The following is a 13719-nucleotide window of genomic DNA, read 5'->3' on the forward strand; positions in this document are numbered from 1 at the left end:
ACATCAGTAAATAGAAAGGGAGTATTCAAATGAGTGACATTAAACTTCTTATTACTTTTAAAGGTGACCTCTACAATTATTCAATAGAACAGCTAAGGTATATCTCGGAAGAAGGGGTATGGTCGATCGGACAAATGTATGACCACTTAATTATTGTTGCCCATGAGTATCTTGATCGTATGGAAGAATGTGCTGCATTGAATGAGGAACAGCCCTTTGGGAAAACCCGGTTTGGTGAGCAATTATTCGAGGACGGAGGGTTTCCACCTATCAAAATAAGGTTACCAGATGAACTGAATTCTCCACCAAATAATTCAGACAGCAAGGAAGAACTCATCAGCAGGATGGAACAATTGATTCAACGAATGACGCATTGGGAAACGAAAGTGGATGATATACACCCAACTAAAAAGAGTGAACATGGAGGATTCGGCTGGCTGAATGCAAAGGAATGGTATGATTTGGTCGGAATGCATTTTCAACATCATTTACGTCAAAAAGAAGAGTTGGAACGTTACTTGGTTTAGAGGAAATCACATAGCGCTTGGACGCATCTCGTGCTTCTTTTGCATTCAATTACTGGAAAAAATAAGTGAAAGGAGTGAGAACCAGTGAATTTAGGAACCCCTATTGCAATAGGAAATACAGCAAAGGTATATCTTTGTGAAAACAAGGTGTTCAAGGTTTTTAATGATTCATTACCAGATATGGAATCTACTAATGAAGCTTATAAGCAAAAGTATGCTTATTCGTGTGGACTCTCTGTGCCGGAAATATTTGATGTAACCACAATAGATGGTAAACAGGTCATCATAATGGAACATATAAAAGGGAAAACGATGGGGGATCTTCTAACGGACAACATGGAAAAAGCGGAATATTATCTGAACATGTCTATTGATGTACAAATGGACATTCATAAGATGAAAGCTAAATCCATTGAACCTATGCCTGAAAAATTACGTCGACAAATAGAATCTGCACCAGGACTGGATAATATACGCAAGTCTACTTTACTAAAAAAATTAGATTCGATCACCTCCGACGAAAAACTCTGTCATGGGGATTTTCATTTATTCAACTTAATTATGTCAGAGCATAACGTCACCATTATCGACTGGGTTGATTCAAGTGCAGGGGATATACGTGCTGACATCTATCGTACTTATCTTCTATATTCACAGGTTTCGGTTGAATTGGCTGATAGGTATATGCGTCTTTATTGTGAGAAAAGCGGTCTGTCTAAAGACGAAATTTTTCAATGGGCGCCCATTATCGCCGCGGCAAGACTGTCTGAGTGTGTTTCATCAGAAAAACCAGAGCGTCTTTTGGAGATTGTACATCAGCACTGTCCCATTTAATAGGGAAGAGCCACTTCATCAATTGTACTGTAATCAGAAGTAATTCAGTAACAAAGGGCGAATTGAAAATGGGGAGTAATAACATATGAAAAGATCCAAAATATTGATTTGTATATGTCTGACAATTCTAATGTTTGCAGGGGCGGGGTATGGGTTTATCCAATTCAAGCTCTCATCTGCAAAAAAAGCAATAGAAAGCTATTTGATAAATCAAAAGGATATGACAAAAGAGAGCATTGAAGAGATTGATGCCTTTATTGCAAACTTGCCTGGCGATAAAAACTGGTTAGTATACGTGAAAATTAAAGGAGATAAAAAGAAATACCATTATTATTATAATCGTTCATCAGACAGAGTCATTCTTGAATCTTACATATTAAATGGACGGGAATATGTTGAATAAGGAGCCTCGATTAGAATAAAGGATACAGAAGCGTTTATTAATAAATAGGTCAATGATGGTTTTGGGCTTATCCGCAATAAGGTAAGCTTCTTTTTTATGGAATTTAGATATTGAGTTTACATCACTAATTTGAAATAATTGGTATAAAGTTAATGGCAGGTTAATGTTGATAATCGAAAAAGGCATATCTTACAAGGGGAAGAGTTATGAAACATAAAACATCAGAAGGATTATTCAGAATTGATTGCGAAAATATTTATCTTCAAGAGTTCTCTATTGAAGATGCAGAAGATATATACAGAATATCAAACCAGCCGGAAATTGCTCATTTTCTACCAGATTGGAAATCTACTAAAGAACAAAGGGTAGAATGGGTTACCAACTACGAAGTACCGGAAAATAAATCCTTTCTTGATTGCGCACCCGACGTAGAAGATCTTCCTTTAAAACTAGGGGTATTCAGTAAGAAGACGGATGAAATGATTGGTTGGTGCTGTACGGGTATGAAGAATGAGCTTCCCGCACCGAATAGAGAGATTATGTATGCCATTTCAAGTGAATATCATGGGAATGGCTACGCGACTATAGCAACTATGGGGTTGATTAAATATCTATTTACCCATACAAATGTAGAAATTGTTAATGCAGTAGCTTTGATTAACAACGTTTCATCCAATAAAGTGATCGAGAAATGTGATTTTGTCTACCAGGGTCAACAGATGATCGAAAATGAACGGTATCATCATTATAGATTGAGTAAGTCAGAGTGGAAGAGAAACATGAAGTAAAGTGAGACAATCTTCCGTCAACATATATATGTGTATGAAATTTAAGGTGGTGCAAGAACAATGAGTGATCAATGGTTAGAATGGGCCAAAAGGATTCAGGCGTTATCTCAATCCGGACTGGCCTTTTCAAAGGATGTTTACGATATTGAGAGATATGAAGAATTACGGTCGATCAGTGCGGAGATCATGCAGGAATACACAGACTTAGAGATGAGAAAAGTAAGGGAATTATTTACGAATGAATCAGGTTATCAGACACCGAAAGTAGATGTGCGCGGTGTCGTATTCAAGGGTAACAAAATCCTGATGGTCCGAGAGAAAGTAGATGATAAATGGTCTTTGCCAGGTGGGTTTTGTGATGTGGGCCTGTCACCAAGTGAAAACATCGTCAAAGAAATAAGAGAAGAATCAGGTTTTGATGTAACTCCTATAAAATTACTCGCAATACTCGATATGAACAAGCATCCCCATCCCCCGCAGCCTTACCATTACTATAAACTATTCATTCAATGTGAGGTGACAGGTGGAAGGGCAGAAAGTGGAATCGAAACAAAAGGAATCCATTTTTTTGAAAAAGATCATTTGCCTGAGCTATCAGTCGGAAGGAATACAGAAACTCAGATCAACCTGCTGTTTGAATTCTTGAGGAATCCGCATAAAGAAACGGTTTATGATTAATGGTCATGTCGTTTAAGGGATGTATGAAAGAATTTGGAGGCCAAGGATGAATAGTATCCTTTTGCTATCCTCCATATTGGAATTGGATTAGCATTCATATACTTTTACAACAGATTACCAAAAGCATTGACCACATTCGTGATTGTATTTTTTACGATGTGCATTTTGTATTGGGTTCAGGTGGTTTTAGATTTTTATTTTAATAGAGTTTACATGTTGTAAATAATATGTCGCCGATGATTATAAAAGGTTCAAGAAGCAGATACAAAATTTCAGGTAGGATTTAAGCAGCAGTGTTTCCTTTGTTAATCCAAATGTGCGCGTGATTCTTTTCCTGATTGACGGAAAAAATATAATACTTTAAGGGGTGTGAACGATGGAATATACCATTCGCAAAATGGAGAAACAGGATATAAATCAAGTTCAGAAAGTCGCAAGAAAAAGCTGGAATACGACATACGAAGGCATCATTCCACTTGAAATACAAGAAAGTTTCTTAAACTCTGCTTATAGTGATGAAATGATGCGAAAGCGCTTAGAGGTTTCTTCGCTGTACGTTGCTGAAAAGGACGGAAAGATTGTGGGATTCGCTAATTTCTCTCCTGTAAAAGAAGAGGGGGAAGTGGAACTGGGGGCCATTTACTTAGATCCGGAACATCAAGGTGGAGGAATTGGGACTGCCCTGCTCCAGGAAGGGATAAAGGACTTAAGTGGTGTAAGGTCAATCTACATAAGTGTTGAGAAAGAGAATAAGACAGGAACCCATTTTTATCGTGCAAGAGGGTTCAGAGTTGTTTCTGAGTTCGATGATGATCTTGAAGGTCATATAACGAAGATGTTTAGAATGGTATTGAATGTATAAGGTTGACTATTTAGTTATAGGGCAACCCCTGAATTGGGGGAATTTAAATGAAGAGTGAAAAAGAAGAAATGCTGACAGGCGGGAATGTCTCGAACGTATACCGTTCGGGAGACACAGTCAGACGGGATGTAAAGCCGGACAGTCCCAACATTCACAAGTTATTAAAGCATTTGGAGAGTAAAGGGTTTGGTTATGCACCGAAGCTTTTAGGCATCGATGAAAAAGGTAGAGAGATAGTATCATTCATTGAAGGGGAAGCCGGCAATTATCCTTTTAAAGAACACATGTGGTCAAATGATGTATTGATAGGAATAGCGGGGATGCTTCGTCAGTACCATGATGCGGTTAGTGATTTTCCTTTAAGTGATGAATGGCAGCCCATGGACAATACTCCACTGAACATGGAGGTGATTTGTCACAATGACTTTGCCATCTACAATATTATCTTTCATCACAAAAAACCAGTAGGAATCATAGATTTTGATGTTGCCGGCCCCGGCCCGAGACTTTGGGACATCGCCTATACTCTTTACACCTGCATCCCTTTAAGCCGGCATTATCATACCGAAGCGGGTGAAGCCGTTCACTATCATCCTACACATGATGCGGACCGTATCAAATAAAAAGTGAGACTGTTTTTTGAATCCTACGGTATGCCGGGAATGGAAGAAGGGTATTTGGAGATGGTATTGCTGCGCTTGGAAGGGTTGTGTAAATACATGAAGAGAAAAGCCGGCGAAGGTGACCCTGCTTTTCAAAAGATGATTGATGAAGGTCATTATGAACATTATCAAAACGATCTAACATTTATTCGTGAACATGGGAAAGAGTGGATTTGAGAGCAAGTTCAGCAATCGGCGCGATCATATTATATCGCGCTTTTTTGCTGGATGAATTCATTACTAATTGGTATGTAGTTTAAGCAGGATTTGACCGAGGTTGCACCGAATATATAGGTAAAAAGTGGAATATGGGTGAAATGAATGAGTAAGATCATTGAGTATTACAATCAATTTGATGAGTGGGGAAGACTTGAACGTGAGCCAGTTGAATTTCAGGTGAATTGGCACTATATAAGGAAATATATGCCCAAAACGGGATATGTGCTCGATAATGGTGCCGGGCCGGGGAAATATTCGATGGAACTTGCCAAAGCCGGTTATAAGGTAACACTGACCGATTTGACCCCAAGATTAGTTGACATTGCTAAAGTTAAAGCGGAAGAACTTGAGTTAAACGAACGATTTGAAGGGTTCCATGCAGCAGACGCCAGAGACCTTTATATGCTTGAGGATGAACAGTTCGACTCCTCATTCATGCTCGGTCCCATGTATCATTTGCAGGAAGAACATGACCGTATAAAGGCAGTGCAAGAATTAAAGAGAGTGACTAAAAAGGACGGGCTGGTCTTTGTTGCCTTTATGCCCAGAATCAGACACATCCTTAACTCGCTCCTGGCTCCTGAAAATTGGAAGCCGAACAATGATGTCGATACCATTTTGCAATTTTCCCAATCGGGCTCCTTCAATCACGCAGATGAAGGACGTTTTACAGGTGCGTATTACTTTAATATAGAAGACATCAATCCTTTTATGGAAGAAAACGGATTTGAAACCATCGAGCTGATCGGATCCAATGCAGGTGCGGTCTTGAATAATGGCAATTGGGATTACTGGAGAGAAAAAGGGGAAGAGGAAGTAAGGAAAATAATTGACTTGGTTATAGAGAAGGCAACAGATCCTTATATTCTTGGTATTTCATCTCATTTGCTTTATATTGGCAGGAAAAAGTAAACCTGAATTTTATCAGGATATACAAGGTATTGAACTTATACGAATGCGGGAGGATGTTATATGAATGAAAAATTAGTAAGGGTCGGAACAACGTATATCCCGGTCACAAATGTAGAACTTTCAGCTGAATGGTATGTCAATAAATTGGGTGCAGAGTTAAGCTATAAAGATGAAGATAAAGCGATCGTGAATCTTGCCAACCAAAGCATCTTTCTTGTTAAATCAAAAGCAGATCAAAATGCTAATTTCATAGATGTTCATGGTGAGGAACGTTTTTCGATGACATTCGAAGTGAATGGTTTGAATGCTTTAGAAACCATTCATGGGGACTTTACCAAAAGTGGGATGCGGGTTGGGGAAATTGAAAACAGAGGTCACTCAGGAAGGAATTTTGTTTTCTATGATGTAGATGGTAATAAATTCGATGTGTGGAGTGAACTTAGTCCGGTATTCAGAGAGAAATATTTGAGTTCCCATAACAGTTAAAGGGAAAATTGGATGAGGGCCATACATATCATATGTGTGGTTTTTTATTATCAACGGGTTCTGATTTAGCTATGTCGAAGCGTGGGACCAATAAGAACCACGGATCCATGGAGAGAGTAAAAGAAGCGCCGGGCCCCTTCGACAAAGAGGAGAAGGTAGTGGAAAGGAGATATGTATGACTCTTAAGTTTGAAACGATGACTCAGGAACAAGCGGAAGATATTGCCTTTAACTGGTACTATGATGGCGAATATTCTTTTTATGATATGGAAGCCGATCAAGAAGATTTAGATGAATTTTTAGACTCTGACACTAGAGGTGACTCTGTGTTTGCCGTTTTGAAAGAGGATGAACTTATTGGATTTTTAAGTGTTGATCAAGTGGGTCCGGAAATGTGTGATATTGGATTAGGGATGAGACCGGATTTGACTGGTAAAGGAAAAGGATTAGAGTTTCTGAATGCTGGTATTAATTTCGTTCGGTTAACATTCAGTCCAGTTAAGATTACCTTATCAGTCGCTATTTTTAATCAAAGAGCTATAAAAGCCTATAGAAAGATAGGATTTAAGGATATTGACACTTTTATGCAAGATACGAATGGAAGCACTTATGAATTTGTGAAAATGGGGTTTGAGTGCTAACTTGAAGAACCTTTGTAGGTGGTAGTAGGTCGGAAGCGCCGGAACGGTCCTATTAAAGATCTCGTCAGACAAGGGGGTGTACCATTAATGGATTTATTCGAAAGAATGAATATGGGGACGGAAAAGCAACAAAATGCATACGCGGCCATCATGGAACTGGATATCTTGAATGATTTAAGTACCTATACTCCTGTCCTATGCGGAACACTGCCCATTGGCATAGACATCTCAAGTTCAGACCTTGACATCATTATGGAAGTACATGAATTAGAACCATTTGAAGAATTGATTCGAACGATATACAACAAAAAAGACGGCTTTACAATCAAAAGAAAAATGATCAATGGGAAAGAGGTCGTGAAGGCGAATTTCGCTTATAGTGGTTTTGAGTTTGAGCTGTTTGGCCAGGCACAGCCGGTACATAAGCAACGTGCGTATCTCCATATGATGATCGAACATGAACTGTTGCAAAAATATCCTGCCCTCAAAGAAAAAGTGATCCATCTCAAAGAACAAGGCTACAAGACAGAGCCGGCTTTTTGTAAGGTATTTGGCATCATGGGAGATCCTTATGAAGGTCTGATCCGTTTTGGGATTGAAGAAGGGATGATCACAGAGTAGTCAAATGAAATCTCTTAAAAGGTGGAACTGCGATGAAGTCTAATCGATGGTATAAGAAGCCACGGTACCTGTCCCCGTGGCTTCCGGGATTATTCTATAATGTTTTTTTCAATGACAAGTGATAGGCTTTCAGCTATTTGCTGATAAGTAGCATCATTAGGGTGGAAGTTGTCACTTGAAAGATCGCGTTTGGCATCCGTTACCAAATTGAAGGTATCCACCACTTGAACGTCGTATGTTAAGCCTAATGTGCGGGCGGCTTCATTCCATTTTTGGATGACAGAATCAAAGGAATCCCCGTCCGACAATTCCTTAAAGGGATTATATAGTCCCATATAGAGGATGACGGCATCCTTATTAATGTCACGAATGGTTTCAAACGTTTTTTCCAAGTTGGGAATTTCGGTTTCCAGAATGCCAAGGGCGGCAGCTTCCGAATAATTATTTAAAATCTCACCAGAATTAAAGAGATTGTTTCCCCCGATCGTGATGGAAATGATTTTGGCGTCCTTAAGAGATCTCTTGACATCCTTTTGTTCTAACTGGGCCAGTAAATCTTCAATCCTTGCACCTCGTATACCTAAGTTTTGGTACCGCTCCACGGTATTCGTTTCTTTAAGTGGATTTCCGACCAGCGGGACAAAACCTTCTCCCTTTGATGACCCTACCCCCCTTGTTAAAGAATCGCCAAGTGCAATATATGTTTCTCCAGGAGTGACAGGGGCTTCTTCTGCTTCTGCTACTATCTTCTCTTGGGGAGGGTTGGTGACATCCCAATAGGCTCTTGTAAATCCATATCCAAATAGGACGGTCAGTGCAAGGGAAAGGGTGATAAATAATTGCCACATCCATTTTTTCATCTCTTAATCTCTCCTTCTATTATGATTGTACCAACTTTTACTCCTGCTGAGTATTTATAAGAGCAATTGAGAAAAAAGTTCGCTAGAATAGATGTAGGGTGATGATATGAGCATAAAGCCAACCGTTCAATTGAAAAATGTAACGAAAGTAATAGGGAAAAAGAAGATCATTGATAATATATCATTTGACATATATCCAGGAGAAGTATTTGGATTCCTTGGTCCCAACGGTGCTGGAAAAACGACTACGATTCGGATGCTCGTCGGTCTGATCAAGCCAACATCGGGAGTCATTAAGATCTGTGATTTTGATGTGAGGAAGCAATTTGTACAGGCGATGCAGTGCCTTGGTTCGATCGTAGAAAATCCAGAGTTATATAAGTATCTGAGCGGTCGGGAAAATCTGCAACTATTTGCACGGATGCTGCCCAAGGTGGATAGTGAACGAATACAAGAAGTAATCGATCTCGTTGATTTGACTGCACGGATCGATGACCAAGTACAGACGTATTCACTGGGAATGCGTCAGAGGCTCGGGATTGCACAAGCATTGTTAGGCCGTCCGGATGTGCTTATATTGGATGAACCTACGAATGGATTGGATCCAATGGGCATAAAGGACCTTCGTACATTTATAAGGAAACTGGTCGACGAAACGGGTCTTTCCGTTCTTGTATCCAGTCATATATTAAGTGAAATCGAGTTGCTTGCCAATCGAGTGGCGATTATGAGCCATGGGAGAATCGTGAAGGTAGGTACGGTAAGTGATTTAGTGGATGCATTGTCATCAGGTGTGGACTGGAGAGTCAATGATGCTTTTCGGGCGCTTGATATCTTTAAAGCATCTCCCTATGTCCAAGCTGCAGAACTGTACGATGATCATACGGTCCATACTCTTATGGATGAAAGCAAAACGTCGATCCTGAATGAAGCTTTACTAAAGGCGGGAATCGAGGTATGGACAATCGAAAGGAAGGTCCAGACATTGGAGGACTTATTTATTAGTTTGACAGGGGGCGATCATATTGTCTAACCCAAATATGATTGGTCTGATTCATAATGAAGTAATGAAAATCGCTTCCAAAAAACGCTTTGCGGTTGTCATCGCCATTTTGATCATTCTAGTCTCCATGTTTACATATGCACAATACCGGGAGATACAAGATAAGTTGGAAAAGCAGGGTACCCTGGACTGGCGAGTGGAGCTGCAGCAGGAGATAGTCGATCGGCAAAACCGGCTTGCATCCAGTGGGATCCAGGATGAGGTCAGACAATTCCTTGAATTTGATTTGAAGCAAAAGCAATATTACTTGGACAAAGACATCAACCCGAATTATCCTGGAGCGCCTACATTCATCCGCATTTTTTTCTCACAGGGACTCACCCTGGTCCTGCCTTTACTCATCATTATTATTATGGCTGATGTTGTGAGTGGGGAATACAATGATGGGACCATCAAGACATTACTGTCACGGCCGGTAAAACGATGGAAGATCCTGATGGCCAAATGGCTGACGGTTTTGCTGTATACATCGATGCTGATGGCAGCTACGGTGATTGTCTGCTATGGGATTTCAGGGATTGTCCTTGGATATGATGGCTGGACGGCACCCATTCTGACGGGCTTTCAAGCTTCTCCATCTGGTGAGTTTTCGACGACAAATATCCATACCCTTCCGATGTGGGAATACTTGCTGATGTCAGCAGGTCTCGCATGGGTCGTGACAGCGACTGTTGGAACCATAAGCCTGATGATTTCAGTACTTGTGAAAAATACAGCAACCGGTATCGGGGCAATGATGGCTGTGTTGATTGCAGGCACCCTATTATCTTCTATCGGTTCAAGCTGGACGAGCTCAAAGTATTTGGTGAACTTGAATTTTGATCTGATCAATTACTTAGAGGGTCAAGCTCCTCCAATCGAAGGGATGTCACTGCCTTTTTCATTAACAGTACTTGGAGTATGGACTGTCGCTTGCCTTGCCATTGCGTTTTGGAATTTTACTCAGAAGGATATTTATTAATAATTAGCAAGGCACCTTTTCATTATCTAATTTCATTATGAGGGCAAAGAATGAAATTCAATTCTATGATTGATGTAGACTATGAACTTACATACGAATATGTTGGGAGAAGCTGTAAAATATTGAGATATTTACGTAGAAATGAGACTATATTTATATCAAACTATTTGCAGTGAGAGAGGTATAAATATGGGCTTGAGACAAGAGGTAATTGAGACTGATGTAATGGCTTCAGAATCAATAGGTCATTCATTAGGGATTTTTGTATTTATTTGCTTGTTTGCTATTTTAGCGGTTCCTTTGATAATGTTTGAAACAAATGATGTGGAAAGGTATGAAGAAGTAGCAAAGAATGTTTCTATCGTTGTGATAGAACGTTTAATTAGCGAAGGGTACGCCAAGGATGAAGAGAATTCAGAATGGACTTCACAAGATGTAAAATTAACCCTTAACCAGGATGGGAAAGGAAAAGGTCAAATCAAAACTGCCAATGGGAATTATACGTTTCAATTCCACTATAAAGATAAAGATAATATTAAACTTATGGAAACGAAACTGCTGGAAGACTAATGAGGATTACTGTTTTCTTCATGGATTGACCGTTTAGTCTGCCGGAAATTGTATCGGACTTTTCCTTTTTTAAGAGGTCCATCCTTATGCACATAATTAAAAGAGGACTCCACAAAATCGTGGGGTCTTTTTATATTTTCCTGAAAAGGCTATCCGGAGGACGATAAAAAACCCATTCACGACCTAACAAAAGTTTAGGGTGTGTATGGGGCACTCGCGTGAATTTAAGAAATCTTTATTTGGCGATGCAGCAGTTGGGATCTTACACGGCTTGGAATCTCAAAACTGTAACTGCGCTTCCTGTTTAGGGAATATTATGGAAATGGATTGTGGAATACTGATTTTTTTGAAATAATTGGAATTACCAACTGAAAGAAAAACATGTGGAGAAACCAAACCTGAAAACGGGTAAGCTATTATTCATTGCCGGGTTACTCCTCAATCTATTTATCTACCCATATCGTATTCGTTGGAACGTTACTAGGCGCAGATGACGGTATGATGCTCGGGGTCGGAAGATATTTCATAGGGACCAATCAGGCGAATCGAACTAGAGGAGAATAGACTATGGAAAAAGGAAAGCTAATAACCAAAGATCATATTATTAAAGATTTGAAGCGGATGGGTGTCACAAAGGGAATGAGCCTCATCGTCCACTCATCATTAAAATCAATCGGCAAAGTCATTGGCGGACCGGTTTCCGTGATTCTGGCACTGGAAGAGGCAGTCGGTCCCGATGGAAACATCGTGATGCCGACCCAAACCGAGCATCTTTGTGACCCGACTGAATTTGGAAGTGGATATACCGATGAAGAGCTGAAACTCATCCGTGACAATATGCCGACCTTTCGTCCTGATCTGACGCCGACCTCATACATGGGATTCATCCCCGAGACGTTTAGAAAGCAGGATGGGGTGAAACGGAGTCCGCATCCCCACACGTCGTTCGCTGCGTGGGGAAGGGATACTGCGTATGTGACACAGGACCATGGACTGGATGATTCCCTGAACGAGGACTCTCCTTTAGGGAAATTGTATGAGCTCGGGAGCTATATCCTACTTCTGGGTGCACCGACGGATTCCAACACTTCTTTACACCTTGCTGAATACAGGCAAAACAACACCTTTGTGAAAGGGAAAGTATGGGATGTCAAAGTGAAAAGAGGGGACAAGGAAGTCTGGACGACGTATCGTGATATCAACAATGAATCCGATGATTTTGACCGGTTATTTAACGATTTTCACAGTGAAACGGACTATGTGAAAATGAGTATGGTAGGAGATGCACAGAGCTATTTAATGCCGATGAGACAGATGGTGGATTATGCTGTCGGCTGGATGGACAAAAACAGGAAATGACCTGGAGGGATTGAATGGTTGCATTCAACTTACTGATCGGGGCAGCGGCCGCTTTTGTTTTACAGGCTTTACAAAAATCCGGAAAAATCCATTCTTTTTTTATGTGAAGCTTTTTTCGTTCTCATCCTTTTATCTGCCGCATGCTGGTTGATCGGTTTAGCGATTGGTGGATGGAGTGGCATGAGCCTTAGCAAAATGGGACTGGCTGCGCTGTTTATATCCATATCAGGTTTGATGACTTCATTCCTTTTAAATATGGTTATGGGGAATGAAGAGTCAAGCCAGGGGGCAGAAGGACAGGTTTCTTGGCATGATTTATAAAAAGCCAAGGTACCTGTCCCCGTGGCTTCCTGTACTCATCATTCCGATATTCAACTTTTCCCAGAACCTAAACCTATCATTCTTCTAATGAAAGCTACTCGCATTACATTAATAGATATTTACGCTAGTTAAAGGATTTAATTTCATCAATCAATCTTTCCATTTTACTACTGGGACCACTGTCCGATAAAGACTTCCGAAAGTCAACATAAAGTGATCCTTCAGCCAATAAGCTCTCCACCAATTTATTTTTGGGAAGACAAACTGTGATCATTTCATAAACGGTATTCCAACCTGCATCCCAATGATTCCAAGTGAATAATATAGAGTCGTTTTTATCTTCTTTTATTAATTTCATTTCCCAATCCAATGTCCGCCTCGAGAAGCCGCTAATACCATGGCCATATTTCAAGCAGTGTTTCAGAGATTCAAGAAGGGAAAGCCATAATTCATCAACATCATCCCATTCATTAAAGGTAGAAAGAGGTTTTTGATAGATGGAGATCTCAACAGCACCATAGATTGAAATTCCATCTGATTTCTTTAATTGATTATTTCCATACTCTTTTGACAAAGGTGCGTCAAGTTGTGAAAAATCACGATAGATGGCACCACTTAAGGTCATCTCTTTGCAGTCTTTTTTTGAAATGTATGTCTGAATTGTTATCATTCAAAAATCACCTTTTATAAAGTATTTAGATTTCTCGATTATATTTAAGGGTATCAATTAGTCAGTATTGTCATTTTTAACTCGTGTTTTTTCAGAAGGCTCTTTTCGCAAAGTTTGTGGTTATCTTAAGGAAGAGAGTAGTAGTTGATTTCCGCTCCAGGATGCTCGCTTTCCGCGGGGCTGGCGGTGAGCCTCCTCGGCTGCGCCTCCGGGGTCTCACCTGTCCAGCTATTCCCGCAGGAGTCGAGCATCCTTCCGCTCCAATCAACTTTCTGAGCATAAG

General features: G+C 40.2%; 17 protein-coding genes and 1 pseudogene. 16 read left to right on the forward strand and 2 right to left on the reverse strand.

The window, feature by feature from the left end; genetic code table 11:
* The first annotated feature begins 29 nt into the window (after nucleotides 1-29).
* The 11 genes and pseudogenes from TV75_RS11140 to TV75_RS11190 all read left to right on the forward strand — a co-directional run bounded on the left by TV75_RS11140 (nucleotide 30) and on the right by TV75_RS11190 (nucleotide 7632).
* Nucleotides 30-527, forward strand: coding sequence for a DinB family protein (locus tag TV75_RS11140; RefSeq protein WP_044338804.1), 498 nt, complete (start codon nucleotides 30-32; stop codon nucleotides 525-527).
* Between the two features lie 84 nt (nucleotides 528-611).
* Nucleotides 612-1361 carry a phosphotransferase family protein gene (locus tag TV75_RS11145; RefSeq protein WP_044338805.1) on the forward strand — a complete coding sequence of 250 codons (750 nt, stop codon included), beginning with the start codon at nucleotides 612-614 and terminating at the stop codon, nucleotides 1359-1361.
* Nucleotides 1362-1446: 85 nt separating this feature from the next.
* Nucleotides 1447-1764 (forward strand): hypothetical protein, encoded by a 318-nt coding sequence (locus tag TV75_RS11150; RefSeq protein ID WP_044338806.1) that lies wholly within the window; start codon nucleotides 1447-1449, stop codon nucleotides 1762-1764.
* A 206-nt stretch (nucleotides 1765-1970) separates the two neighbouring features.
* Entirely contained in the window at nucleotides 1971-2552 is a 582-nt protein-coding gene (locus TV75_RS11155) for a GNAT family N-acetyltransferase (protein ID WP_044338807.1), read from the forward strand.
* Nucleotides 2553-2612: 60 nt separating this feature from the next.
* Entirely contained in the window at nucleotides 2613-3230 is a 618-nt protein-coding gene (locus TV75_RS11160; protein WP_044338808.1) for an NUDIX hydrolase, read from the forward strand.
* A gap of 376 nt (nucleotides 3231-3606) precedes the next feature.
* On the forward strand, nucleotides 3607-4092 hold the full coding sequence (locus TV75_RS11165; protein WP_044338809.1) for a GNAT family N-acetyltransferase: 486 nt from the start codon (nucleotides 3607-3609) through the stop codon (nucleotides 4090-4092).
* Between the two features lie 47 nt (nucleotides 4093-4139).
* Nucleotides 4140-4931 (forward strand): annotated as a pseudogene (locus tag TV75_RS11170) (phosphotransferase).
* Between the two features lie 144 nt (nucleotides 4932-5075).
* The gene (locus TV75_RS11175) at nucleotides 5076-5885 is read left to right on the forward strand and encodes a class I SAM-dependent methyltransferase (RefSeq protein WP_044338810.1); all 810 of its coding nucleotides are present in this window, start codon (nucleotides 5076-5078) and stop codon (nucleotides 5883-5885) included.
* Nucleotides 5886-5945: 60 nt separating this feature from the next.
* The gene (locus TV75_RS11180) at nucleotides 5946-6371 is read left to right on the forward strand and encodes a VOC family protein (protein ID WP_044338811.1); all 426 of its coding nucleotides are present in this window, start codon (nucleotides 5946-5948) and stop codon (nucleotides 6369-6371) included.
* A gap of 175 nt (nucleotides 6372-6546) precedes the next feature.
* Complete coding sequence (locus tag TV75_RS11185) at nucleotides 6547-7011, forward strand: GNAT family N-acetyltransferase (RefSeq protein ID WP_044338812.1); 465 nt, start codon at nucleotides 6547-6549, stop codon at nucleotides 7009-7011.
* A gap of 87 nt (nucleotides 7012-7098) precedes the next feature.
* Nucleotides 7099-7632: a DUF4269 domain-containing protein gene (locus tag TV75_RS11190; RefSeq protein WP_044338813.1), complete on the forward strand. Its 534-nt coding sequence runs from the start codon at nucleotides 7099-7101 to the stop codon at nucleotides 7630-7632.
* A gap of 89 nt (nucleotides 7633-7721) precedes the next feature.
* Here TV75_RS11190 and TV75_RS11195 read toward each other — a convergent pair whose 3' ends face one another.
* Nucleotides 7722-8492, reverse strand: coding sequence for an SGNH/GDSL hydrolase family protein (locus TV75_RS11195; RefSeq protein ID WP_044338814.1), 771 nt, complete (start codon nucleotides 8490-8492; stop codon nucleotides 7722-7724).
* 106 nt (nucleotides 8493-8598) lie between these two features.
* On the opposite strand from TV75_RS11195, the gene TV75_RS11200 reads away from it, so the two are divergent.
* From TV75_RS11200 to TV75_RS22115, 5 genes are all read left to right on the forward strand, one after another.
* The gene (locus tag TV75_RS11200; protein ID WP_172655707.1) at nucleotides 8599-9525 is read left to right on the forward strand and encodes an ABC transporter ATP-binding protein; all 927 of its coding nucleotides are present in this window, start codon (nucleotides 8599-8601) and stop codon (nucleotides 9523-9525) included.
* Entirely contained in the window at nucleotides 9518-10516 is a 999-nt protein-coding gene (locus tag TV75_RS11205; protein ID WP_082051252.1) for an ABC transporter permease, read from the forward strand. Before TV75_RS11200 ends, TV75_RS11205 begins: the two co-directional genes overlap by 8 nt.
* Before the next feature lie 189 nt (nucleotides 10517-10705).
* Nucleotides 10706-11086 (forward strand): hypothetical protein, encoded by a 381-nt coding sequence (locus TV75_RS11210; RefSeq protein ID WP_044338815.1) that lies wholly within the window; start codon nucleotides 10706-10708, stop codon nucleotides 11084-11086.
* A gap of 567 nt (nucleotides 11087-11653) precedes the next feature.
* On the forward strand, nucleotides 11654-12445 hold the full coding sequence (locus TV75_RS11215; RefSeq protein WP_044338816.1) for an aminoglycoside N(3)-acetyltransferase: 792 nt from the start codon (nucleotides 11654-11656) through the stop codon (nucleotides 12443-12445).
* 180 nt (nucleotides 12446-12625) lie between these two features.
* Complete coding sequence (locus TV75_RS22115; RefSeq protein ID WP_172655710.1) at nucleotides 12626-12766, forward strand: hypothetical protein; 141 nt, start codon at nucleotides 12626-12628, stop codon at nucleotides 12764-12766.
* Between the two features lie 124 nt (nucleotides 12767-12890).
* Here TV75_RS22115 and TV75_RS11220 read toward each other — a convergent pair whose 3' ends face one another.
* Nucleotides 12891-13436 carry a hypothetical protein gene (locus TV75_RS11220; RefSeq protein WP_044338817.1) on the reverse strand — a complete coding sequence of 182 codons (546 nt, stop codon included), beginning with the start codon at nucleotides 13434-13436 and terminating at the stop codon, nucleotides 12891-12893.
* Between the last annotated feature and the right edge of the window lie 283 nt (nucleotides 13437-13719).

The organism is Rossellomorea aquimaris (genome assembly GCF_000935355.1).
In the GTDB taxonomy this organism is placed as follows: domain Bacteria; phylum Bacillota; class Bacilli; order Bacillales; family Bacillaceae_B; genus Rossellomorea; species Rossellomorea aquimaris_B.